At 58.0% G+C, this 24,721-nt stretch carries 22 protein-coding genes; 9 read left to right on the top strand and 13 right to left on the bottom strand.

The annotated features are described in order from the left end of the window. Positions 1-12 precede the first annotated feature (12 nt). Positions 13-1,278: a pyridoxal phosphate-dependent aminotransferase gene (locus O3C79_RS05845; protein WP_494385170.1), complete on the bottom strand. Its 1,266-nt coding sequence runs from the start codon at positions 1,276-1,278 to the stop codon at positions 13-15. Between the two features lie 218 nt (positions 1,279-1,496). On the opposite strand from O3C79_RS05845, the gene O3C79_RS05840 reads away from it, so the two are divergent. After that, positions 1,497-2,402 (top strand): MurR/RpiR family transcriptional regulator, encoded by a 906-nt coding sequence (locus tag O3C79_RS05840; RefSeq protein ID WP_494385169.1) that lies wholly within the window; start codon positions 1,497-1,499, stop codon positions 2,400-2,402. On the opposite strand, the gene O3C79_RS05835 is transcribed toward O3C79_RS05840, so the two are convergent. Further along, entirely contained in the window at positions 2,399-4,150 is a 1,752-nt protein-coding gene (locus O3C79_RS05835; protein ID WP_494385168.1) for a sensor domain-containing diguanylate cyclase, read from the bottom strand. The two genes, O3C79_RS05840 and O3C79_RS05835, sit on opposite strands and share 4 nt — an antisense overlap. 249 nt (positions 4,151-4,399) lie before the next feature. Here O3C79_RS05835 and thpD point away from each other — a divergent pair, with 249 nt between their 5' ends. Then, positions 4,400-5,323 (top strand): ectoine hydroxylase, encoded by a 924-nt coding sequence (gene thpD / locus O3C79_RS05830; RefSeq protein ID WP_494385167.1) that lies wholly within the window; start codon positions 4,400-4,402, stop codon positions 5,321-5,323. 31 nt (positions 5,324-5,354) lie between these two features. Here the strand turns inward: thpD and O3C79_RS05825 are convergent, their stop codons facing one another. The 7 genes from O3C79_RS05825 to O3C79_RS05795 form a co-directional block, all read right to left on the bottom strand. After that, positions 5,355-6,356 carry a dihydroorotate dehydrogenase-like protein gene (locus O3C79_RS05825; protein ID WP_494385166.1) on the bottom strand — a complete coding sequence of 334 codons (1,002 nt, stop codon included), beginning with the start codon at positions 6,354-6,356 and terminating at the stop codon, positions 5,355-5,357. Next, positions 6,349-9,963 carry a pyruvate:ferredoxin (flavodoxin) oxidoreductase gene (nifJ, locus tag O3C79_RS05820; protein ID WP_494385165.1) on the bottom strand — a complete coding sequence of 1,205 codons (3,615 nt, stop codon included), beginning with the start codon at positions 9,961-9,963 and terminating at the stop codon, positions 6,349-6,351. Before nifJ ends, O3C79_RS05825 begins: the two co-directional genes overlap by 8 nt. 126 nt (positions 9,964-10,089) lie before the next feature. Further along, positions 10,090-10,680 carry a CBS domain-containing protein gene (locus tag O3C79_RS05815; RefSeq protein WP_076463379.1) on the bottom strand — a complete coding sequence of 197 codons (591 nt, stop codon included), beginning with the start codon at positions 10,678-10,680 and terminating at the stop codon, positions 10,090-10,092. 68 nt (positions 10,681-10,748) lie between these two features. Then, on the bottom strand, positions 10,749-11,138 hold the full coding sequence (locus O3C79_RS05810) for a hypothetical protein (protein WP_494385164.1): 390 nt from the start codon (positions 11,136-11,138) through the stop codon (positions 10,749-10,751). Between the two features lie 19 nt (positions 11,139-11,157). Further along, on the bottom strand, positions 11,158-11,580 hold the full coding sequence (locus O3C79_RS05805) for a hypothetical protein (RefSeq protein WP_494385163.1): 423 nt from the start codon (positions 11,578-11,580) through the stop codon (positions 11,158-11,160). A 142-nt stretch (positions 11,581-11,722) separates the two neighbouring features. Continuing rightward, entirely contained in the window at positions 11,723-12,073 is a 351-nt protein-coding gene (locus O3C79_RS05800; RefSeq protein ID WP_010322637.1) for a putative quinol monooxygenase, read from the bottom strand. Between the two features lie 36 nt (positions 12,074-12,109). Further along, on the bottom strand, positions 12,110-12,664 hold the full coding sequence (locus O3C79_RS05795) for a hypothetical protein (protein ID WP_494385162.1): 555 nt from the start codon (positions 12,662-12,664) through the stop codon (positions 12,110-12,112). A 176-nt stretch (positions 12,665-12,840) separates the two neighbouring features. Here O3C79_RS05795 and O3C79_RS05790 point away from each other — a divergent pair, with 176 nt between their 5' ends. Genes O3C79_RS05790 through O3C79_RS05765 form a run of 6 tightly spaced genes read left to right on the top strand, consistent with a single transcriptional unit; the run spans position 12,841 to position 19,214 of the window. After that, entirely contained in the window at positions 12,841-13,962 is a 1,122-nt protein-coding gene (locus O3C79_RS05790) for a branched-chain amino acid ABC transporter substrate-binding protein (protein WP_494385161.1), read from the top strand. A gap of 57 nt (positions 13,963-14,019) precedes the next feature. Next, a complete protein-coding gene (gene livH, locus O3C79_RS05785; RefSeq protein WP_010322640.1) occupies positions 14,020-14,946 on the top strand; it encodes a high-affinity branched-chain amino acid ABC transporter permease LivH in 927 nt (308 codons plus the stop codon). 12 nt (positions 14,947-14,958) lie between these two features. Continuing rightward, positions 14,959-16,215, top strand: a complete 1,257-nt coding sequence (locus tag O3C79_RS05780; RefSeq protein ID WP_494385160.1) for a high-affinity branched-chain amino acid ABC transporter permease LivM — start codon at positions 14,959-14,961, stop codon at positions 16,213-16,215. Then, positions 16,212-16,979, top strand: coding sequence for a high-affinity branched-chain amino acid ABC transporter ATP-binding protein LivG (livG, locus tag O3C79_RS05775; protein ID WP_494385159.1), 768 nt, complete (start codon positions 16,212-16,214; stop codon positions 16,977-16,979). Before O3C79_RS05780 ends, livG begins: the two co-directional genes overlap by 4 nt. Then, positions 16,979-17,680 (top strand): ABC transporter ATP-binding protein, encoded by a 702-nt coding sequence (locus tag O3C79_RS05770; RefSeq protein ID WP_494385158.1) that lies wholly within the window; start codon positions 16,979-16,981, stop codon positions 17,678-17,680. Before livG ends, O3C79_RS05770 begins: the two co-directional genes overlap by 1 nt. 25 nt (positions 17,681-17,705) lie before the next feature. Beyond that, positions 17,706-19,214 (top strand): MFS transporter, encoded by a 1,509-nt coding sequence (locus O3C79_RS05765; protein ID WP_494385157.1) that lies wholly within the window; start codon positions 17,706-17,708, stop codon positions 19,212-19,214. Here the strand turns inward: O3C79_RS05765 and O3C79_RS05760 are convergent. Together O3C79_RS05760 and O3C79_RS05755 are read right to left on the bottom strand one after the other, a co-directional pair. Next, a complete protein-coding gene (locus tag O3C79_RS05760) occupies positions 19,175-20,005 on the bottom strand; it encodes a metallophosphoesterase family protein (RefSeq protein WP_494385156.1) in 831 nt (276 codons plus the stop codon). The two genes, O3C79_RS05765 and O3C79_RS05760, sit on opposite strands and share 40 nt — an antisense overlap. Then, positions 19,996-20,943 (bottom strand): diacylglycerol/lipid kinase family protein, encoded by a 948-nt coding sequence (locus O3C79_RS05755; protein ID WP_494385155.1) that lies wholly within the window; start codon positions 20,941-20,943, stop codon positions 19,996-19,998. The genes O3C79_RS05760 and O3C79_RS05755 overlap by 10 nt, the downstream gene beginning before the upstream one ends. A gap of 73 nt (positions 20,944-21,016) precedes the next feature. Here O3C79_RS05755 and O3C79_RS05750 point away from each other — a divergent pair, with 73 nt between their 5' ends. Further along, positions 21,017-21,820, top strand: a complete 804-nt coding sequence (locus tag O3C79_RS05750) for a YbaY family lipoprotein (protein WP_494385154.1) — start codon at positions 21,017-21,019, stop codon at positions 21,818-21,820. 184 nt (positions 21,821-22,004) lie between these two features. Here O3C79_RS05750 and O3C79_RS05745 read toward each other — a convergent pair whose 3' ends face one another. Continuing rightward, positions 22,005-23,651 (bottom strand): electron transfer flavoprotein-ubiquinone oxidoreductase, encoded by a 1,647-nt coding sequence (locus O3C79_RS05745; protein WP_494385153.1) that lies wholly within the window; start codon positions 23,649-23,651, stop codon positions 22,005-22,007. Positions 23,652-23,787: 136 nt separating this feature from the next. Continuing rightward, the gene (locus O3C79_RS05740) at positions 23,788-24,717 is read right to left on the bottom strand and encodes an electron transfer flavoprotein subunit alpha/FixB family protein (protein ID WP_494385152.1); all 930 of its coding nucleotides are present in this window, start codon (positions 24,715-24,717) and stop codon (positions 23,788-23,790) included. Between the last annotated feature and the right edge of the window lie 4 nt (positions 24,718-24,721).

The raw sequence follows: 24,721 nt of genomic DNA, 5'->3' as shown, positions 1-24,721 counted from the left end.
CGGGCACCGGTATCAGGCCGCAGCCTGCTGCCGGTCGCCCAGCCAGCCACGAATGGCATCAAGTCCATCCATAACCGGTGCAGCAATAGCCTCCAGGTCTTCAAGCGGGGCATTCAGTGCCGCCGCGCCATCAAAGTTCACATAGGACAGGCGTGCCACCAGCTCATCGGCCGGCATACCAAATGCCGTACCCGGCAACAGTGCCACCCCGGCTTCTTCCAGCAAACGCTCGCACAGCTGATCGGAAGTGTGGATGCCACGCTGTGCCAGCAGCTCACGCCAGTCGGCAAAGTCCGGGAACAGGTAGAATCCGCCCTCAGGTGCGGCCGTCGCCACACCCGCATTGTTGAGTCGTTCTGCAGCACGGTTGCCGATATGACTCAACACACGGCGCTCGCCCTCAACATAGGCCTCTACCTCGGGACCAAAGTGATAGGCCACTTCTGCCGCATGCTGAACAGGAGATGCCACACAGGACCAGGTTTCAGACGCCACCCCCAACAGCCTCGGCATCAGGTTACCGGCCAGGGCTTCAGGCACATGCATGACACCCAGACGCCAGCCACCGGCACCACACCATTTTGACAGACCACCGGTCACCAGAGTGCCCTCCGGGTAGTAACGCGCCAGGGAGCGATGCTGTCCCTGATGATGCAACATGCCGTAGATCTCGTCACTGATCACCAGTACCTGATGGCGGCGCATCACCTTGGCCAGTGCCTCCAGCTGGGCCTCGCTATACGTCGTGCCGCTGGGGTTACCCGGATAGTTCAATACCAGAATGAGCGGGCGCTGCGGCTGTTCGCGCTGAGCACAGAAAACATCCAGCTGTTCCGCTGTCAGTCGCCACTCGGTCTCTGCGGAGGTTTGCAGACGATGAACACTGTGACCTGCCAGACGCGCCTGAGGCTCATAGGACACCCAGCTGGGCGACACCAGCAGCACTTCAGCTTCAGTGAACGCCGCCATCACAGCGTAGATCAGCAGCTTGCTGCCGGGGCCAACGAGTACCCGCTCGGGTTGCCAGTCAACGCCATCAGCACGGCGGTGAAACGCAGCAGCTGCTTCTCGCAATGGGCGCCAGCCCTGTACCGGCATATAGGCTTTCTCGCCGGCATGCTCGGCCAATACGGCGGTTACCGAAGCCGGCACCGGGAAAGGTGACTGACCGAAACCGAAGCGGAACACACGGCGGGCCTGTTCCAGAGAGTCGGAGCGTTCATTGATCAGTAGGGTTTCCGAATGGTTGATCGGACGTAAGAATTCATCGATAGACATGTTTTGGGTCCTGATTGGAAGTGGCTACAGCCCTGCAATGCAACTGGCTATGGGGGTAACTATCGCCGCTATAAAAATCTTTTCAATCAAGACATATAAAATGAAAAGCAATTTTCAAAATATCCGATACACTTACTCAGAGAAGAAATAAAAACCATTTAATTCAGTTAGTTGCAAAAACCCGCTTCAAAGCGATTGAAAACAATGGAAATGATCTTATGTCCACGCCGGTGAGCTTCCCCCCCAAATCCCTGTCGCAACTGCGCAAGCTGCCATCACTGCTCAAGCGTGGTGAGCTGAGCCTGCCCATGGGCAAACGCCTGCTGGTGGCGCTCTGTCTGATGCTGGATGATCCTCAACTGGTCGCCACTCACACCATTACCGAGCTGGCTGAAGCGACCGGTGTCAGCCCTGCCTCGCTGACCCGGCTGGCCAAGCTGCTGGGGTTTACCGGCTTCGTCCAGTTCCAGGCGCTGTTTCGCCATGCTGTCAGCGAACCGGGGCGCTATTACAGTGAACAGGCCTCGGCCCTGGTTAGCAGCGATCAGAACAGCAGCCTGAGCTCACGTATCAACAGTCACTGCCAACGCCAGACCGAAAACCTGTTACGTACGGCTGAACATCTGAATGAGGCTGAGTTGAATAAGGCGGCACGACTGCTGGTGAAGGCTAAACGCGTACGCATCGCCGGCCGGCGCCAGTCCTATGGCCTGGCTACCATGTTCAACTACATGCTGGGGCTGATTCGCGGCGGTGTTGGCGTCGTTGGTGCTGCTGGCGAGGGCCAGGCACAGACGTTAGCCGAGCTGGATTCACGTGATCTGTTGGTAATGTTTGGTTCTGAGCCATATAGCCGTGACTCGGTGACGCTGGCGCAGCTTGCCTGCGAGCTGAAGCTGCCACTGCTGGCACTCACTGATAGCTATCACTCGCCACTGGCGCAGCTGGCCGATGCCAGTCTGCTTACACAGAACGCAAGCCCGCTCTATACCAACAGCATGGTCGCCACGGTCTTCATGATGGAAACCCTGCTGCTGCATACGGCACGGCAGCTGGGGGACAAGGCCGTGGCCCAGTTGAGTCGTCGCGAAGAGTTGATAAACCGCTTGAACGACGAATTTTAATGCAGGTTGGGATCGTGTGAGGTGGACATCAGTTTCTGCTGACCACTGGGTGTGGTTTCGCCATCAATGAGGTAGCAGTTGCGACCGGCCTCTTTAGCGGCATAGAGTGCCGCATCCGCCCGGTGCAGTGCGGTTTCAGGGTCTGAACTCTGCGCCAGACAGGCACCGATACTGAAGGTCATGCATATTTTGGCGCCATTTGGGCTTTCCAGCACCTGACTGCGAATAACTCTGAGCAACCGCTCGCAGATGGACCTGATCATGAGCGGCTCGGCATCGCGCAGGATAATGAGAAACTCGTCCCCACCCCAGCGGGCGGCGGCATCGTACTCACGCAGGACTGAGCGAAGTACCTGAGACACCAGCACCAGCGCGTCATCACCCACGGCATGACCGTAGATGTCGTTGATCTCCTTGAAGTAGTCCAGGTCGATCCAGATGATACCTAAAGCACGGGCCTCACGTTCACAGCGCTTTAGTTCCTCCAGAATTTTCTGGTCCATACCACGCCGGTTCAACAGTCCGGTGAGGGCATCGGTTTGACTCAAGCGGTTCAGAGCCTCGGTCCGCTCCTGAACCTTGAACTCAAGATTGGCCCGGGCCTCAAATACCTCCCGGCTCATCAGTTCAAACTCGCGCACCAGCCGCCCGACCTCACCTGAGGCATGAATATTAAGCGGCTCACCACGATATTCACCACGGCGAATAGAGCGAATGGCACGATCCAGTGCTGACAGCGGCTCCACAACCCAGCGCCCCAGTACCAGCTGGAACAGCAATATGGTAATCAGCAAGCAGATGGAGAACACCAGCAGGATGGTATTGAACAGGCTCATCGGCAGCAGCTGCTCAAGGTCCATCAGGGTGATTTCGTACCAGCCGACCTCGGGCAGGTATGCCATCCCCGCCAGATAACGCTTGCCGTCGATCTCGACAAACCGGCTCATCACCTGCTGGGGTGAATCTTCCAGCTGGGTCATGACTTCACGCAGGCGCGCCTGATCACGGCTGTTGACCATTTTCCCCAGGTGGTTGCCCTCTTCGGCCCCCTTGGTGTAGCTGGCAAAGTCGATCATGCTCTGGTCACGGTACAGCTGGATCGCGCCATCATGATTGACGAACATGGTAGTGATGCCCTCTTCACCACTGTCGACGAAATCATTGAGAAACCCGCTCAAATTAATACCCGTACCAGCCACGCCCAGGCTCTCGCCATCCGGGCCGCGCAACATGATATCAATCCACAGTTTGGTCACCCCGAGATGGATATCCGGGTTGACGTTGATGACCAGGTCACGGTCCTGTTTGAGGAATTCGTAGAACCAGCGATCACCAGGTTCACGCCGGTTGAGAATATAACGCAGCTGATCAGAGCCAAACTCGTTTTCAGCGTTGTTGTAGTAGTAATGGCCATTGCCTGCTACGGCGAGGAAGTAGTTGCCGTTGCGGAACGCCTGACGGTAGCGTTCCAATTCTCTAAGCCCCTGATATTCAAGAACTATATCATCAGGGGTTTGCAGCCACTCCAGCACCACTGGAGAGCTGGCCAGCTGCCGAGCGAGCACAATTTCACGCAGCAGCGGTTGCAGTACACGCTCCTTGTCGTACAGCACTTGCTTTTCTACGTAGCGTTGCGCCCATTCGGTAATAATGCGCTCGGCCAGGGTCTGTACCGCTACCCAAACTGCTGAAGCCGATGCCAATATCAATAACAACGCCAGAAAGCTCAGTCTGGCCTTCAGGTTCAACGGAACCCCCTGTTGAATCTATCCCACTGAAAACGTCAGTGTGTTCCGAATAACAATCTACTATAGAACATGTTCATCTGGCTGCGTAGCCTGACAACCCATAAATTGTGGCTTTAACGGGTTGAAATATCCCCGATTAACCCCCAGATTTCCATCGGGTTTTATATTTCTATTGCCAGCACCCGGTCTTCGTCGGCTCGCTGTGCCGACCACTCCCTTTGTCCGGGTGCCCAGACAAAAGGAGGTAATATGCCAGCCAAGGATCTCTATCCGTCCCGAACCAGCGCTCAGCCGGTCATTCTGGACCGTCAGGATCCTGTTATTCACGGTACCGATTTCAGTGCAGCGCCCATCAGTGAGGAGCTGCTGAACCAGTACGACGAAAAGGGTTTTCTGCTTCTGCCCGAAATTTTCAGCCGTGCTGAGGTAAGCCGCTTCCTCAACGAGCTCCAGCAGATGCAACAAAACCAGACGCTGCTTGACTCTGAACGCGCCATTACAGAACCGGGAAGTGGTGCGCTGCGCTCGGTTTTCCAGATCCATCAATACAATGCCCTGTTCAGCCAGGTCGCCGCCGACCCGAGGGTTGCGGACATAGCCCGCTTTATTCTGGACGATGATCTTTACATTCATCAGTCACGCCTGAACTTCAAGCCCGGTTTTAATGGCCGCGAGTTCTACTGGCACTCGGATTTTGAAACCTGGCACGTAGAGGATGGAATGCCCCGCATGCGCGCACTCAGCGCCTCTATCCTGCTCACCGATAACAGTGACTTCAATGGCTCCCTCATGGTGATGCCGGGATCACATCGCCAGTATGTCAGCTGCGTAGGCGAAACCCCTGAGGGGTATTACCGCCACTCGCTGCAGCAGCAAACCGTGGGTACGCCCGACAACCACAGCCTTGCCAGCCTGCACAAGGAATACGGCCTGGAGTCCACGGCGGCACCTGCCGGTTCAGTACTGCTGTTTGACTGCAACCTGATGCACGGCTCCAACGGCAACATTACCCCCATGCCACGCAGTAACCTGTTCTTTGTCTACAACGCGGTCAGTAACCGCTGTGTTGCCCCTTTCTGTAACCAGCCGCCGCGGCCGGAGTTTCTCGCCACGCGGGAGACATTTTCCATACTGCCCCCGCACAACACTGCCCGGGAACGCAAAGTCGGCTGATCCATTCCAGGCAGGGTATGCCCCTGCCTGCTCAAGGGCGCCACAGATCCAGTGAATCAACGTAGTTGGCTCGTTCCCAGGCGGACGGGTTCGCCGCATTGGCATGGCTGACACTGCCCCTGAGCTGATCCAGAGACGCGTACTCATGCTGCTCCAGCCACTCGCTCATGCCCCGTTTCATCTGCTGCATCACTTCGGGGCCCTGCTGCATCAGCACACTGGCCAGCTGTGCCACCTCGGCACCCACCAGCTGGGTTCGGATCACATCTTCAGCGCTGTGAACACCACCGGTAATCGCCACATCCAGCGCCACCTGGGCTTTGACTATCGCTGTCCAGCGCAGACGTTCGTTCAACTCCGAGGGCGTCGACAATTGAAGCTGCGGCCTGATTTCCAGAGCGTCCAGATCAAGTGTCGGCTCCAGAAAACGATTGAACAACACCACGGCATCGGCGCCCCGGTGTTTCAGTTGCGCCACCATGTGTACCGGACTGGAAAACCGGGAAGACAGCTTCACCGCCAATGGCAGGTCAGGCACCGCCGCGCGCACGCCATCGAGAATATCCAGATAGCGCTGCTCAACGGCTGTCCCGCTTTCGGTCACCGATGCCGCAATATGGAATATATTCAATTCCAATGCATCGGCGCCGGCTTCAGCCAGTTGCACGGCATACTCAGCCCAGCCGCGCGGACTGACGCCGTTGAGACTGGCGATCACGGGAATCTGCAGGCGCTCCTTCATGCCCTTTAGCCGTTCCAGATAATGCTCTTCGGCGGTTTTGAATGCATCGGGCACGGGCAAAAAGTCATCCGCTTCGAAATGGCCAATTTCCTGTTCGTAGAGAAACCGGTGCAGCAACTCGTGATCGCGGGTGCACTCCTCTTCAAACAGGCTATGCATGACGATGGCTGCTGCCCCCGCATCTTCCAGTTCACAGGCACCCGCCGGGGTTGCGGTGAGCGGTGACGCCGAAGGCACCAGCGGGCTATCCAGCGCCAGCCCCAGATACTCTGTTTGCAATGATTTAGTCATCCTGTCCCTCCTCGGCACCCGCCGGTATTTCTCCGCTCTCCCAGCTCAGGCCTGCCAGCTGTTCATATCGATGATAACGCTCGCTGACCTCACGCTGGGCCTGCTCCAGGAAGGCTTTGGCGGCAGCCGGGTTGGCGCGGGCCAGCATGCTGAAACGAGCCTCGGTACGGGCAAACGCCTGGTAGGGAATGGAAGGAGGTTTGGAATCCAGCTTCAGCGGATTTTGTCCCTGCTCTGCACGGCGCGGGTCATATCGCAGCAACGGCCAGTGGCCGGATTCAACCGCCAGACGTTGATGCTCATGGTTATCGGACAGGTCAAAGCCATGTGCAATACAGGGCGAGTAAGCGATGATCAGAGAGGGCCCATCCCAGCTCTCGGCCTCCTGGAAGGCGTGCAAGGTCTGTACATCCTTGGCAGCATAGGCCACATGCGCCACATACACATGTTCGTAATCCATGGCGATGCGCGCCAGATCTTTCTTCGCCACCGGCTTACCGCCTGCCGAGAACTTGGCTACAGCACCTCGCGGCGTAGCCTTGGAGGTCTGGCCACCGGTGTTGGAGTACACCTCCGTATCCAGTACCAGGATATTCACATTACGTCCTGAGGCCAGCACGTGGTCCAGCCCGCCGTAACCGATGTCATAGGCCCAGCCATCACCGCCAACGATCCAGACGCTGTGACGGCACAGCTTGTCTGCCAGCCGTCCCAACTCGTGCGCACGCGGGTCATCCAGACATTCCAGACGCCCGCGCAGGCGTGCGACTCGCTCACGCTGCGCCTGCACACCCGCCTCATCACTTTCATCCGCCTGCTTGATTGCCGCCACCAGCTCAGCATCCAGTTGCTCGCTCAGGGCGTCCAGCAACTCGAATGCATATTCGGTCTGCTTATCCAGCGCCGCCCGCATGCCCAGGCCGAACTCGGCGTTATCCTCAAACAGGGAGTTGTTCCAGGCCGGGCCACGGCCTTCAGCGTTGTGGGTCCAGGGCGTCGTCGGCAGGTTACCGCCGTAGATGGAGGAACAGCCGGTGGAATTGGCAACCAGCATGCGATCGCCAAACAGCTGACTCAACAACCGGATATAGGGTGTTTCACCACAGCCGGAACAGGCGCCGCTGAACTCGAACAGTGGCTGCATCAGCATCGAGCCCTTGAGCGTATTCACCTTCAGTTCGGTGCGATCAAACTCCGGCAGCTGGCTGAAGAAGTCCCAGTTTTCCCGCTCCCGCTGGGCGATTTCCTCTTTGGGCACCATATTCAGCGCCTTGCGGCTCTGGTTGGATTTGTCGTGAATCGGACATATCTCCACGCAGAGCGTACAGCCTGTGCAATCATCGGGGGATATCTGGTAACTGATCAGGGTGTTGTCAGGAAAGTCCTTCTTGCCTTTGATCGGCACCGCCTTGAAGCCTTCCGGTGCCCGTTGCATCTGCTCCGCATCGAACGCCTTGGAGCGTATCACCGAGTGCGGACACACAAAGACGCACTTGCCACAGTGCGTGCACAGATCCTCTTCCCATTGGGGCAATTCCCGCGCCAGATCACGCTTCTCATAAGCAGCTGTGCCCACCGGCCAGGTGCCATCGGTGGGCACACGGCTGACGGGCACCTGGTTACCGCGACCTGCGATCAGCTCTGCGGTGACCCGTTTAACGAAGGGGCTGGCATCCCCCGGATCTACTTCATGCAGGGGTATGAGACTGTCAGTCTGCTGAGGAACCTTAAACTCAATCAGGTGGGTCAGGGCATTATCTATGGCAGCCAGATTCATATCCGCAATGCGCCGGCTGCGCCGGCCGTAGCTTGACTCCACCGCGGCCTTGATCTGAGCGATCGCTTCTTCGTGAGGCAAAATATCCGTGAGGGCGAAAAAGGCCGTTTGCATGATGGTATTGATGCGCTTGCCCAGCCCTGCGTCAGCTGCAACCTGGTAAGCATCCAGCAGCCAGACCTTAAGCGACTTGTCGATCATTGCCTGCTGCACGGGCGCCGGCAAACTTTGCCAGAAGGCATCCCCGCTGAGGTGGGTGTTGATCAGAACGGTTGCCCCCTGAGCGGCCTTGTCCAGCATCGGATAACGCTGCAGAAATTGCGGCTGATGGCAGCCGACAAAGTCCGCCTCACCGTCCTGGATTTCGTAACTGGAGCGAATGGGCTCGGGGCCAAAACGCAGATGCGATACGGTGACAGCCCCTGACTTCTTCGAGTCATAGACAAAGTGCCCCTGGGCATAACGCGCTTCGCCGGCGCCAATGATTTTGATGCTGTTCTTGTTAGCCGATACCGTCCCATCAGCCCCCAGGCCATAAAACACCGCCTGGGTTTGCCGGGCTGCAGCCTGGGTGCGGAAATGGTCATCCCAGCGCAGGCTCAACCGCGTCACGTCATCATCAATGCCGACCGTGAAAGTGCGTGCACTGCCCGGCCGCTGCAGATGATCAAACACGGCCTTCACCATCCCCGGCGTGAACTCCTTCGAGGACAAGCCGAAACGGCCGCCCAGCACGCGCGGCAATCCCTCGCCCGGCCAGCGCCCTTCGCTGCAGGCCTCAAAGACAGCCGTGGCAATGTCCTTGAACAGGGGTTCGCCATCAGCGCCTGGCTCTTTGGTACGGTCCAGTACCGCCAGAGCCTTAACCGTTTTCGGCAACGCCGCCAGCAGGGTTTCTGCCGCAAAGGGACGGAACAAATGCACGTTCAACACCCCGACCCGCGCACCCTCGGCATTAAGGTGATCAACCGTTTCCTGAACACAGAGTGCAGCAGAGCCCATCACCAGAATGACACGCTCGGCATCCTCTGCCCCCTGGTAGTCATAGAGGCGGTACTGCCGGCCTGTGACGGCAGCAAAACGGTTCATGGCGTTCTGCATGATCACCGGAAAGGCGTCATAGTAGGGGTTAACCGCTTCACGGGACTGGAAAAACAGATCCGGGTTTTGTGAAGTACCGCGTACCACAGGATGCACCGGCGACAATCCTCGGTCACGATTGATTTTCAGCAGGGTGGGATCAATCAGCTGTTGCAGCTGCTCGGTTGTCAGCACCTCCACTCGACTGATCTCATGACTGGTGCGAAAGCCGTCAAAGAAATGCAGCACCGGCACCCGCCCTTCCAGCGTCGCCATCTCGGCAATACAGGCCAGGTCCATCACTTCCTGCGCATTGCTGGAGGCCAGCATCGCAAAACCGGTCGAGCGCGCTGCCATCACATCGCTGTGATCGCAGAAAATGGAAAGTGCATGGGTTGCCACCGAGCGCGCCGCCACATGGAAGACCGTGGGCGTCAGCTCACCGGCAATCTTGAACATGTTGGGGATCTTCAGCAGCAGCCCCTGTGAGGCTGTGAAGGTGGTGGTTTTGGCACCGGCCTGCAAGGCACCATGAACGGCACCGGCAGCACCCGCTTCACTTTGCAGTTCGATAACCTGGGGAACAGTGCCCCAGAGGTTGGGTTGCCGACGGTTGCTCCAGCTGTCGGCAAGCTCGCCCATCACCGAAGCCGGGGTGATGGGATAAATGGCAATGACATCATTGAGCTGGTGGGCGACGCGGGCGGCGGCCTCGTTGCCGTCCATCATCCGTATCTCAGGCCTGACCATGCTCACCTCCTATTGCAGCAGGGTTTTGCATCAGTATGGCAAAGATACCCGGGTACGGAGTTGATCTGTGCCAACCCCCTTACCCGGCACCCGCCAATGACTATTGGCGAGTGTTTTCGGCGATTATCAGGCGACCTCACCACGGCCAAACAGGTTATCCACCAGTTCACGGAAGCTGGTGGCCTGAAGGTTGATTTCCACCGGCACCTGAAGTTTGCGCGCGATTTCGCTGGCGGAGATGATGCCGCAGATCTCTTCGTTATCCGGGTTGACCACCAGCATGTGCTGACTGCCCTCGTTCTGCAGGGTTTTCAACAGGTCGCCGATACTGCCCTGCTGCAATACGGCCAGCGGCACACCGCGCAGCTTGTCACGCGGGATCATCACATCCTTGATGCTCAGGTCCTCACGCTTGAGCCCCAGGCTGGTAGCCTGGCTCAGTACCTTGCGGCTTTCCAGGTCGATGACCGTCAGGATGCCACGGAAGTGGTCACTGCTGTCGGTGACAATCACCGAACGCACGTGAACCTTGCGCATGGCCTGGGTAGCATCGTTGACGCTTTCATTGAGGCTCATGGTCAGGGGGCGGACATGGCGGAAGTCGGTCATGACCGTTTCGGCCGGTGAATTGAGATCAATGCCTTCGGCACTCTCACTGCCGGACAGGCTTTTGAAGGTCTCAAGGCTAACGGTTTTGAGTTCGTGATACTTGTGCATGGTAATACTCCACACGCCCGCAGGCGCGAATGATGGCTACAGCAAATGTTCTGAAATGTTTCAAACAGTCAGACCAGTGCCGGCGGTGCCCGCGCCTGTGGAGTGGAGTAAGCAGAATCGGGAGAGAAAAGCGGCAGCCATGCCGTCGCCAGCACACGCTGTTTTTGCTGTTCGACAGCCAGAGCGGCGTGCTTGGTGCAGTCAGGTGGATCCTGGGAAACATCGGATTGTCCCAGGTCGCAGGACAGGTGGCTGGATACGAAGGAAGTGGTGACTTCAGCCTGTGCCGGCGCGACCGTCCAGAGCAGCGCCCAGGCCAACAGGCAGGTCAGTACCAGCTGCAAGGCATAGTTCTCCGCCTGCTGCTCAAGATGCAGCCGCTGGCGCAGATATGTGATAAAGCCTGAATGCACTGCCGGAACCTCGTTGCGCTGAGTGAGCGCTCTGATTCTCAGCATAGACCTTATCGGGTCGAGATTAAAGGGAACCGGAAATCACTTGCCCACGATAGACTCTGAGCGTTTTCGAGCGCGGCGCCGCTTCTGCGGGCTCAGTCTCGGGAGCAGGCTGCGGTTGCGCCTCAAGCTGTTTCGGCTGGGGACGGTAACCGATGCCTTGCAACAGCCGCTGCGACTGATCCGGCAACAGTGTATCAGCCAGCGGATAAACCAACTCCGGGGTAAAGGAAAAACGCAGGGTCTTCAGATGCATCAATGCGGACAGCGCATCGGCATTGCTCGTCCCCGCATAGGCAAGTCCCAGCAGTTGCCCCTTGAACAGCACAATCTGGGCGGCGTGGTTGTCGTCTGTCGCCACAAACAGCGTCCCGGTGGTACCCGCATCCAGGCGGGTAAAGAGTGCCTTTTTCAGGGCGTCAAAACCTGCAGAGCCAGTTTCCATAGCGGCCTCCATTGATCCGTCTTGGGGTTCCTTATGGCTTTCCACCACAACCTTGCAATAAACGAACCAACACAGGCCAAAACCGCTCCACTGCAATTTACCTGCCGCAACCACCTGCAGCAGGCACTACAATGGTGCAGCCCTACCCAAGCTGGGGCGCATCGAACTCTTCCGGCTCATCCGTGTAAACACAGACGTTCCAATCTTCAGCGAGGCCATCATCAGCCTGGCAATAACGCTCAAAGAAGTCGACGATCTCCTTGCGCTGGCAATGTGCTTCAAAGCTCTCCATGTCGCTCCAGATCTCCTGGAACACGATCGGGAAGCTGGTGCCCTCGGCAAAGGGGCTGCTGATATGGCGGGTCACGGTGTACTGCACACAGCCATCTTCACGGTGGGCATTGGGTTCCAGTGACTGGAGGACGCGGAAAAGTTCGCGCTCTTTGCCGGGCTTGGGTTTGAACTGGGCAGTGCAATAGACCAGAGAGGACATAGGGGCTCCTTGTTAAAGAGGGTTAAAACCCGGGGGTTATTGCTCGAACGCCTGATCCAGGCGAGCGATATAGGGATGAATCATCTGCTTGTCAGCGGCAGGCACCTGGGCGATCGCTTTGGCCATGGTAATGGCCTGCTGCATTTGCACTCGCATTTCTGGGCTCAGCATCTGCAACATGGCCGGATCCAGGCTGGCACCGGACTGAGCCAACGCCAGTATTTCCGGGCTTTCCGCTTCCACTTTGACAGCGCCATAGGCCAGTACGATGCGGTCACCGGTTTGTGCCCAGTTACCGGCACTGGTGAAACCACTGGCGGTCACGATACGGCCCAGCTCGGCATGGGCATCAGGCGCCTGTTGTTCCAGTGCACGAACCCCGCGTTGATGCGGGTCGAAATGTTCGGTACCCGGCATGATTTCACGCTTGAGGAAGTCGCCCTGCCCCTTGGCTTCCAGCTGTTCCGCCAACGCTCTGACCTGTGGCAAAGTCTCCAGATAGGCTTCAATGGCTGTTGTGCTCAGGCCGGCCGCCTGCAGCGGGCTGGCCAGCATCCAAAGCAGGACAAGTGAGTACTTGAGGGTACGCATGAGGGGGCTCCAGGGAGTTTCATTGATCTGGGAGTCTAACAGATGCCTATTTTACTCGCTCAGGCATCTACGCAGTGCCATATTAACTGTGTAATATTCACTGGACGTTAACAAAAATCATAATAATCAGCGCACCCCGTGTTGCTGAGCTCAGCTTAACCCATGAGGGGGACTGTATGACGAAGAAAGCTACCTTCGGCAAGACTCTGGTTGCAGCCGGTACTTTGATGGCCGCTATCACCGCGGCACATGCAGATACATTGAAGATCGGCATTGCCGGTCCCGTAACGGGCCCGGTAGCCCAGTATGGTGACATGCAGAAAATCGGTGCCATGATGGCCATCGATAAGATCAACGAAGCCGGCGGCGTAAACGGCATGACTCTGGAAGGTGTTATTTACGATGATGCCTGTGACCCCAAACAGGCAGTGGCTGTCGCCAACCGTATCGTCAATGACGATATCCGCCATGTCATTGGTCACCTGTGCTCCAGCTCCACCGAGCCGGCCTCTGACATCTACGAAGAAGAAGGCGTGATGATGATCACCGCCGCTTCCACTTCTCCAAGCATCACCGAGAAAGGCTATGAGCTGATCTTCCGTACCATCGGTCTCGACAGCCTGCAGGGCACTCTGGCCGCTGACTACATCAAGGACAAGATCAAGCCGCAGCGCCTGGCCGTTATCCATGACAAGCAGCAGTACGGTGAAGGCCTCGCCACCACGGTGAAAGAGATCCTGGGCGATGCCGGTATCGAATCCGTGATGTTTGAAGGTGTGACGCCGGGTGACAAGGACTTCTCGGCCCTGATCGCCAAACTCAAGCGTAACAACATCGACTTCGTCTATTACGGTGGCTACCACCCGGAGCTGGGCCTGATCCTGCGTCAGTCTCGCGAAAAGGGCTTCGATGCTGCCTTCATGGGACCTGAGGGTGTCGTAAACTCCGACCTGGCGGCCATCGCTGGCGATGCCATGGAAGGTGTTCTGGCAACCGCACCGAAGAGCTTTGACCAGAGCCCGGAAAACGCCGCCCTGGTAGAAGCTTTCAAAGCGCGTAATGAAGACCCGTCCGGCCCGTTCGTATTCCCGGCCTACTCTGCCATCCAGGTGATGACCGAGGCGATGGATGCAACCGGTAAAACCGATCCGTTCGAACTGGCTGAGTACCTGCGTGCCAACCGTTTCAACACCACCATCGGTGAAATCGGTTTCGATGCCAAAGGCGACCTGACCGAACCGACGTTCGAGATCTACACCCTCCACGCTGACGGCAGCAAAACTCCTGTCAGCAAGTAAACACTGCATCCAAAGGGCCCTCCCCACAAGGGAGGGCCCTCTGTTTGAGGGCGAGTGATGACTGAAACAAGTCTCTATGTACTTCAACAGCTGATCAACGGACTGACCATCGGCTCTACTTACGCCTTGATCGCCATCGGCTACACGATGGTGTATGGCATTATCGGCATGATCAACTTCGCCCACGGCGAGGTGTACATGATCGGTACCTATACCGCATTCATTACCATCATTGGCTTGCTGACGATGGGTGTCGGCTCGCTGCCGATTATCCTGCTACTGGCCCTGATGACCGCGGTCATAATTTCGTCGACCTATGGTTACGCCATCGAGCGCGTCGCATACCGGCCGTTACGTGGTGGCCCCCGTCTGATTCCGCTGATTACTGCTATCGGCATGTCCATCTTCCTGCAGAACTATATCCGTCTGGCCCAGGGTTCCCGTGACCTGGCCATGCCGGCGCTGATCAGCGGCGGTATCGAGTTCGGTGATCCTGCAGTATTTGAAGTTAGCATTTCCTGGATGCAGCTGATTATCTGGGTTGTGACCTTTATTTCCATGACGGCGCTGGCGCTGTTCATCTCCCGTTCCCGCCTGGGGCGTGCCTGCCGCGCCTGTGCTCAGGACCGGGGCATGACCAACCTGCTGGGCATCGACACCAACCGTATTATCGCCCTGACTTTCATTATCGGTGCGGCATTGGCGGCTGTGGCCGGCCTGCTGCTGGGTCTGTATTACGGCACCATCAACCCCTATATCGGCTTTATGGCCGGCCTCAAAGCCTTCACCGCTGCGGTGCTGGGCGGCATCGGCTCGATTCCCGGCGCCATGCTGGGTGGCTTGATTCTGGGGGTAACCGAAGCATTAACGGCTGCGTTCTTCCCGTCCGAGTACAAGGACGTGGTGGCGTTCAGCCTGCTGGTTCTGATTCTGTTGTTCCGCCCGACCGGTCTGCTTGGCAAGCCGGAAGTGGAGAAGGTGTAAAAGGAGTCGATGATGCAACGTGCACTCTTTCCCGCGCTGTTTGCCGCGGGCGTAACCTTCCTGCTGACCTGTCTGGTGATTGGTGTTCGCCTGGAACAGGAAGGACCGACGCTGACCGTGGTCGGCGCCGATGCCAGTACCTGGGGCTGGATCGCCTTTGCGGTGGTTGTGGTCTTTTTATTCCAGCTGTTCCAGGGGCCGATCAGTCGCCTCAAGCAGCGCATACCTTCGGCTGATGCCACCGGCCTGCTGCCAAGTGAACAGATGCGCAACCGGCTCAAGCCCTGGCTGTTTTCGCTGATCATTGTGGGTCTGTTTGTGTGGCCGTTCATGGTGTCGCGTGGCGCGGTCGACCTGGCTACGCTCACGCTGATCTATGTAATGCTCGGTCTGGGCCTGAATATCGTGGTGGGCTTTGCCGGCCTGCTCGACCTTGGCTATGTGGCCTTTTATGCCGTGGGGGCCTATACCTACGCGCTGCTATCGGAATACTTCGGTCTTTCGTTCTGGGCCTGCCTGCCGATTGCCGGGCTTTTAGCCGCGACCTTCGGCTGCATACTGGGCTTCCCGGTACTGCGTCTGCGCGGTGATTATCTGGCAATTGTGACGCTGGGCTTCGGCGAGATCATCCGTATCCTGCTCAACAACTGGACCAGCGTCACCGGCGGCCCCAACGGCATTGGCGGTATCGACAAGCCGAGCCTGTTCGGGCTGGAATTCAGCCGTCGCGCCAGTGAAGACAGCCAGACCTTCCATGAGTTTTTCGGCATCGACTATGACAGCAGCCATAAGGTGATCTTCCTCTACCTGGTGGCCGTTTTGTTGGTGCTGTTGACCATCTATGTGATCAACCGGGTTCAGCGCATGCCGATCGGCCGCGCCTGGGAAGCCCTGCGTGAAGATGACATCGCCTGCCGTTCACTGGGGCTCAACCCCACGATCATCAAGCTGTCAGCCTTCACCATGGGCGCCTCCTTTGCCGGTTTTGCGGGCTGTTTCTTCGCCGCACGTCAGGGCTTTATCAGCCCCGAGTCTTTCACCTTCATCGAGTCGGCCATCATTCTGGCCATCGTGGTGCTGGGTGGTATGGGCTCGCAGTTCGGTGTCATTCTGGCGGCCATCGCCATGACTATCCTGCCGGAGCTGGCCCGTGAGTTTCAGGAGTACCGCATGCTGATGTTCGGCGGCGTAATGGTCCTGATGATGCTGTGGCGCCCGCAGGGTCTGCTGCCGATGAAACGTCCCCACCTGGAGCTGAAAACCTCATGAGCGAGAATCTGCTAGACGTCTCGGGTCTGATGATGCGCTTCGGCGGGCTGCTGGCGGTGGATAACGTCAGCCTGCAGGTAAAGCCACGTCAGATCCATTCCGTAATCGGCCCCAACGGGGCCGGTAAAACCACCGTGTTCAACTGCATCAGTGGCTTCTACAAACCCACGGGCGGTGACGTACGCTATCGCGGCAAGGCTATTCAGGGGATGAGCAGTAACCATATTTCCCTGCAGGGTCTGGTACGTACCTTCCAGCACGTGCGCCTGTTTTCCACAATGACGGTGATCGAAAACCTGCTGGTGGCACAACACCGCCACCTCAACACCAACTATTTCGCTGGTCTGTTGAAAACACCGTCCTACCGTCGCCGTGAACGTGAGGCGATGGATCGGGCCGAGCACTGGCTGCGTCAGGTCAACCTGCTTGAATTCGCCAACCGTGAAGCCGGCAACCTTTCCTACGGCCAGCAGCGCCGTCTGGAGATTGCCCGTTGCATGGTGACCGAACCGGGCCTTTTGATGCTGGACGAGCCAGCGGCCGGGCTTAACCCCAAGGAAACATCGGAGCTGGACCAGCTGATCATGCGTTTGCGTGATGAGCAGGACATCTCCGTCCTTTTGATCGAGCACGACATGGGACTGGTGATGGGGATATCCGATCACATCACCGTGATCAACCAGGGCGCCCCGCTGGCCGACGGCACCCCGGCAGAGATCCGTGAAAACCCCGACGTGATCAAAGCCTACCTGGGGGAAAGCTGATGCTACGACTGGATAACGTTTCAACCTTCTACGGCAAGATTCAGGCGCTGCATAACGTCTCGCTGGAAGTGAACCAGGGTGAGATCCTCACCCTGATCGGTGCCAATGGCGCGGGCAAGACCACCCTGATGATGACCATCTGCGGTGATCCCCGTGCCCATGGTGGCCATATCGAGTTCGACGGCCAGCAGATCCAGCACCTGAACACCTCCGACATCATGCGTCAGGGACTAGCGGTCGTTCCGGAAGGACGCCGTATTTTCTCGGCCATGACGGTGGAAGAGAACCTGTTCATGGGCAGCTTCTTCCGCAGCAAGGAGGAGTCCGAGGAACAGCTGGAGCACGTACTGGAGCTGTTCCCTCGCCTGAAGGAGCGCTACAGCCAGCGCGGCGGCACCATGTCCGGTGGTGAACAGCAGATGCTGGCTATCGGCCGTGCACTGATGAGCAAGCCTCGCCTGTTGCTGCTGGACGAGCCGTCACTGGGTCTGGCGCCCATCATCATCCAGCAGATTTTCGAAATCATCGAAAAACTGCGCGAGGAAGGTGTCACCATCTTCCTGGTTGAGCAGAATGCGCACCAGGCACTGAAGATTGCCGACCGCGGCTATGTGCTGGAAAACGGCCGTATCGTCATGAGTGGCACGGGCGAAGCCCTGCTCAATGATGATAGCGTGCGTAAAGCCTACCTCGGCGGTTGATGGTTGTAGACGGAAGGGCCCCCACATGCACCTGCTGGTCATCTCACTGCTGGCACTCTTTGCCAGCCTTTCGCTACTGATTGTCGGCAACTCCTTCCTGATTACCCTGCTGGGCCTGCGCTTCAGCACTCTGGGGATCGAGCCCTCCACCATCGGTATGGTGATGGTGTGCTACTCCGCCGGCTTTGTGCTGGGATCCCTCTATGCCGACCGCGTCGTCAGACGGGTCGGCCATATTCGCGCCTTTGCCGTGTTCGCTGCTGTTGCGGCAATGGCCGCCCTGATCTACCCCATGACCTACAATATCTGGCACTGGGGCATTCTGCGTGGCCTTGGCGGCATCAGTATTGCCGCCCTGTTTGTCACCATCGAGAGCTGGTTCAGCGCGGTCGCGACCAACGCCAACCGCTCCAAGATATTTGCCATCTACCAGATCGCAGCCTATTTGGCCGCCGCCAGTGGCCAGCTGTTGGTTGGTCTTGGCAACCCGATCCACTATGCGCTGTTTTCACTGTCGGCGCTGTTTATCGTGGCCGGTATTATCCCCCTGTCGCTGTCGCGCATGCACTCGCCGGAGATCCACGAAAGCACCCAGCGCATGTCGCTGCTGACACTGGCACGCAAGGCCCCGGTAGGCGTCAGCGCTGCCTTTACCAGTGGTATATTCCTCGGTTCCTTCTATGCTCTGGTTCCTCTGTTTGCCAGCCAAACCGGGCTCAACAACAATCAGATTTCCTACTACATGTTCGGTGCCATTCTGACCGCCATGCTGTTGGCCTGGCCCATAGGCTGGATATGTGACCGTTTCCATCGTAGCTCGGTACTGATGATCGTCGGCGTTCTGGCGGCCGCAGCCAGCCTGGGCAACACCTTCTTTGTGCAGCAGGAGTTCGTCCCCAGGCTGGTGCTGCTCTGCCTTTGCATGGGGCTGGCGTCCACGGTATATTCCATGGCAGTAGCGATCACCAATGACATGATGGACAGCTCTCAAATCATGTCTGCCAGCGCCGGTCTGCTGCTCAGCTACGGCCTGGGCAGCGTGGCCGGCCCACTGCTCAGCTCCTCGGTGATGGAAGTCTTTGGCCCGGCAGCCCTGTTCCAGCTGCAGGCTCTGGTGTTGGCCGCACTGGCCGGCTTTACCCTGTACCGGCGTCAGCGTGTGGCCCCCTTGCCCGTGGAAGCCCAGGAGCACTTCATCCCGGCCATACCGGATACGCATGTCATTCCGGATATTGATCCGCGTAATGATGCCTTTGTTGACACCCCCCTGACCGACCTCTTTCCGCCTCAGGATGACGTTCCCGAGCCCGGTAATGAAAGTGAGCTGATGCCGGAACAGGCGAGCAAATCCAGGGTTGAGCCCGGTAATGAGGGCGAGTTGATGCCGACGACCGATCCTGAGACCGTTCATACCACTTCGGTCCCGGCAGACGGCTCCGAGCAGGGGACCATTGACCCGGCAGCACCTGCCGAGCAGGCACCTTCAGATCCGGATCAGTCAGACCGTTCTGCGATCCCCCCCAAAGGTAATTGAACCCGTTCGGCAGCGACAAACTCGCCGCTGCCATTATCGGCCCCCCCCGCTACAAAGTCCCAGCGACAGAGGAGCAGTGTCTTGTCCTGGCTATCGGACTCGATCAGGTTGAAGGAGTTGGGTTTGCCATCGCGAGTACGACGCGAAATGGCCGTCCCCGCCTGCAGAGTCCAGGCCTGCTCCGGCAAGTCGGGATAACGCTGGCAGAGCGGAGCAAAGAACGGGTAATGAATATGCCCGGCCAGATACAGCTGCATGCCCGCCTCGCTCCATCGCTGCATGGCCGCATGTGCGCCGCCGGCTATATTCTGTTCATCCGATGCCAGCACGGCATCCACCGGATGGTGTCCCACCACCAGCTTTAATGTTGCCGAACTGGCTTGCAGCTGCCGCGCTACCTGATCGACCGAGCGGGAATCAAAATAGCCATCCACATGGCGTCTGGGATCGGTCGTATTCACCCCGGCTACCAGTACTTCGGGCGTTTCAAATACCGGCTCCAGCTGCCAGCCAAACACGCGTCTAAAGCCGGCATAGGGCGCACGAAACCGATGCCAGACGTTAAACAGCGGCAGATCATGATTGCCCGGTACCGCCAGCACCTGTGCAGGCGCCAGCCGCTTTATCAACTGTCTGCAGGCATCAAACTCATGACGCCGGGCCCGTTGGGTCAGGTCACCGCTGAGTAGCACCAGGCCAGGTTCTATTTCAGCGCAGGCCGCCAACAACGCTTCCAGAACAGCGGGCGTCTCGGTGCCGAAATGCAGGTCGGAGAGTTGAACTATACGCACCTATCCTCCCCGGATTCAGTCTCCGCCGGCACCAGGCAGCGGTAGGCATTCGGCTGCATGGAAAATTTGAGTGGGGTCGACAAGCGGTGCAGCTCACCATCAATGGCCAGCGTCACCTTTTGCCGCCGCGTCGACACCTGCAGGCCTCTGGTAATAAAGTAATCCAGCTTTTCCAGTTTGTGCAGCTGTCCCCTGATACTGGCCCAGAGATAACTCAGCAGGGACAGCAAGGAGTCAGAGCGCATGACAAACACCAGCATGCCACCCTGACGTATCCGGTCGATTTCAGGCAGATCAAAGTTGCCCAGCTGGTTGGGGCTGACACTGGCCAACAGCATGGGCGCGGTTTCGGTATGGCGAGCACCATCATGCGCCAACACCAGACGCCGACCCCGCGCCCGCGTGAGAAATACCCAAACCCCACTCAGCAACGAAACCAGGCGGTTACGGCCGGTAATGGCACTGACCTGTTCACGTGCGGCAATAATCTTGGGATATACGCCCAGGCTGGCACTGACACAAAAGGGGTAGCCATTCACGCTGGCCAGGGGGAATTCTCGCTCAGCACCTTGCAAGAGCACTTCAATGGCGGCCTCGGTTTGCTCGGGAATCTGGCGGTCCCGAGCAAAGAAATTGAAGGTACCACGGGGAATCACGCCCAGCGTGACAGGCTGTTTCATCAGCACTTTCAGGGCTGCATTCAGGGTACCGTCACCACCGGCCACCACCAACACGGCTCCTGTCTCGGCGCAAATTTTGGCCAGTTTCAGCAGCTGTGGCTCCAGTCCGTATTTGCTGTGCTTGAGCATTACCAGCTGGTCCAGCTGCTGCTCGGGTATGCGTGTGCGTAATTCGGCTTTTAGCGCTTCGTCCGCCTGGTCACCCGCGCCGGGGTTAATGGCGACGAGAAAATGTCGTGTATACTGATCCTTGTGCATTTCCCTCTTCCTCAGCGGAACCCGAACACAGGTCTCGGGTCACAGAGCAGATACAAGGCAAGGAGACCCCCACATGTTTCGTTCACGCTCAGGTTACCTGACCTCAATGCTGGCGGCTACGGTTATGCTGTCCGGTTGCTCATCCCTGGATAACCTGATGGATAGCACACCCGCAGCCGATATCACCGTGTCCGGCGAGGCTCTCTATCGTGAGCGCATCATGCTCCCGCCCAACAGCATTCTGGAAGTGCGCCTTGAGGACGTTTCACTCGCGGATGCACCTGCCGAACTGCTGGCACAGAGCCGCAGTGAGAACCCGGGCACGCCACCCTATACGTTTAAATTCAGCCTGGATGATGACCAGTTCCAGCCGGGGCACCGTTACAACCTGCGCGCCAGCATTCGTCAGGGCGAGCAACTGATTTTCACCACCGACACTGCCTACCCTGTCAATCCTGAACAACTACAGCCCTATCAGCTGATCATGAAAAAAGTGGCTCGTGCGCCTCAACAACAGCAGACGCCGAATGCCAGCCTGGTCAACACCTACTGGAAACTGGTACGCCTGGGTAACATGCCGGTTGCAGCCACCCCGGAGCAACGCGAAGCCCACCTGATTTTCAAGAACAATCAGCGTTTGCAGGGTTTCTCCGGTTGTAACCAATTTATGGGCCAATACACCCAGAAGGCAAACCGCCTTGAACTGGGGCCAGTCGCAGGCACCCTGCGTGCCTGTGTACCGGCTGCCGCCTATGAACAGTCATTCCTGCAACTGCTGCAGGGCGAGCTGAGCTGGTCAGTTCAGGGCGATCTGCTGATTCTGAAAAATACCGAAAGCGGTGAAGAAGCCCGTTTCAAGGCTGTTTATTTGCAGTAAACAGCTCTTCCGATATATCACTGCGGGAGCAGCCAGGGATGGCGCGCCAGCACGACTCGAGTACAAAACGTGGGTGAGACGCTCTTGAGTGAGGTGTGAGTCGGCTGGCACATAAAGCCGACAGCGGCATGCTTGCCGCCGTCGGAGAGGGTTGGATGTTGAGCTTTTTTACATATTGGGCGCTTCACATATTGGGATAGTTAGGGCCGCCCATGCCTTCCGGTGTCACCCAGGTGATGTTCTGCGCCGGGTCCTTGATGTCACAGGTCTTACAGTGCAGGCAGTTCTGGCCGTTGATCTGGAACCGCTTGCCCGCCTCATCTTCCACGATTTCATACACCCCCGCCGGGCAGTAACGCTGCGCCGGCTCTGCAAACAGCTTCAGATTCTGTTTGAGTGGGATATCTGCATCGGCCAGCTTCAGATGACAGGGCTGATCCTCTTCGTGGTTGGTGTTGGACAGGAACACTGACGACAGCTTGTCGAAGCTCAGCTCGCCATCCGGCTTGGGATACTTGATCGGCTCATAATGGTCCGCCGGTGCCAGCTGGGCATGATCCGGGTGGTTGTCATGCAGGGTTACCGGAATACGACCGCCGAACCAGTTCTGGTCGATGTAGTTGAAGGCACCGCCGGCCAGCTGACCGAACTTGTGCATGGCCGGACCGAAGTTGCGTGAGCGGTACAGCTCGTCGTACAGCCAGGAACCCTTATAGAGTTCATTGAAGCGCTCCAGTTCCTTGCCACCTTCGTCGCCATTGCTGAGCGCTTCGAACAACGCCTCAGCCGCCAGCATGCCCGACTTCATGGCGGTGTGGGTGCCCTTGATCTTGCTGAAGTTCAGCGTACCGGCATCACAGCCCAGCAGCAGACCGCCCGGGAAGGTCATCTTCGGCAACGAGTTGTAACCGCCCTTGGTAATGGCACGGGCGCCATAGGACACACGCTTGCCGCCCTTAAGATGACGCGACAGTACCGGGTGATGCTTGAGGCGCTGGAATTCGTCGAACGGGCTCAGGTGCGGGTTCTTGTAGTTCAGGTCGATGATCAGACCGACCACCACCTGATTATTATCGGTGTGGTAGAGGAAGAAGCCACCACTGGTTTCCTTGTCCAGCGGCCAGCCGGAACCGTGCACCACCAGACCCGGCTGGTGCTGTTCCGCCGGGATATCCCAGAGCTCCTTGATGCCCAAGCCGTAATGCTGAGCATCAGCGCCCTTGTACAGATTAAACTGGTTGATCAGCTGCTTGCCCAGATGGCCGCGGCAGCCTTCAGAGAAGATGGTGTACTTGGCATGCAGTTCCATCCCCGGCATGTAATTGGGGCCTTGCTCGCCTTCGGCGGTGACACCCATATCGCCGGTAGCGATGCCTTTGACACTACCATCCTCGTTGAACAGCACTTCGGAGGCAGCAAAACCGGGAAAGACTTCAACGCCCAGCGCTTCCGCCTGCTCCGCCAGCCAGCGGCACAGGTTACCCAGGCTGACAATGTAGTTGCCCTGGTTGTGCATGGTTTTGGGCACGAACGCGTTGGGCACCTTGGTACTCTGTTTGGGATCCTTGAGCAGATAGACTTCGTCTTCGGTCACCGCCGTATTCAGCGGTGCGCCCTGCTCTTTCCAGTCCGGGAACAGCTCATCCAGGGCAAGGGTTTCAACCACCGCGCCGGACAGAATATGGGCGCCGACTTCAGAGCCCTTTTCGACCACACAGACGGTCAGTTCCTGTTCGCTTTCCTGTGCCTGCTGCATCAGGCGGCAGGCGGTGGACAGACCCGCTGGGCCGGCCCCGACGATGACGACGTCGAATTCCATCGATTCGCGCATGACTTACTCCTAAAGGGCGTACGCCTCCAAGCGCCTGAGGCTGCGCTCGGTTTTTTTACACATAGGGTTGGGAAAAAAATGCCCTGTGCTTGGCTCAAGGACAGGGCATGGATCGGATCAACAGGACGTCAAGCCCTTACAGCTTGGACTCAAGCTCCGGTACCGCCTCGAACAGGTCGGCCACCAGGCTGTAATCCGCGACCTGGAAGATCGGCGCTTCTTCATCCTTGTTGATCGCAACGATCACCTTGGAATCTTTCATACCGGCCAGGTGCTGGATGGCACCGGAGATGCCCACAGCAATGTAGAGCTCAGGCGCCACGATCTTGCCGGTCTGCCCCACCTGCATGTCGTTGGGTACAAAGCCGGCATCGACCGCGGCACGGGAGGCACCCACAGCAGCACCCAACTTGTCGGCCAGTTTTTCCAGAATGGCGAAGTTTTCGCCGTTACCCATACCGCGACCACCAGATACCACCACCTTGGCGGAGGTCAGTTCAGGACGGTCAGACTGAGCCACTTCTTCACCTACAAAGGCAGATATACCTGCGTCGTGAACGGCTGCAACGGCTTCTACGCTGGCGCTGCCACCAGTTTCAGCGGCCGCATCAAAAGCGGTACCGCGCACGGTGATCACCTTGATCGGGTCCAGCGACTCGACGGTGGCAATGGCGTTACCGGCGTAGATCGGACGCTGGAAGGTGTTGTCGGATTCGACCGCGGTGATATCGGACAACTGAGCCACGTCCAGCAGTGCCGCAACACGTGGCATCACGTTCTTGCCGGTGGTGGTCGCCGGTGCAATTACGTGGCTGTAGTCCTTACCAAGTTCGGCTACCAGTTTAGACAGGTTTTCCGCCAGCTGATGCGCGTAGGCAGTATTATCCGCTACCAGCACCTTGCTGACGCCGGCCACCTGAGCGGCCGCTTCAGCAGCCGCACCGCAGCCTTCGCCGGCGACCAGCAGGTGCAGCTCACCGCCGACCTGAGAAGCCGCGGTGACGGCGTTCAGTGTGGCACCCTTCAGGGTGCTGTTGTCATGTTCTGCAATTACCAGAATAGCCATCAGA

Source organism: Marinobacterium sp. NO-S09, assembly GCF_059179545.1.
This window is presented reverse-complemented; position numbering and strand designations above follow the sequence as displayed.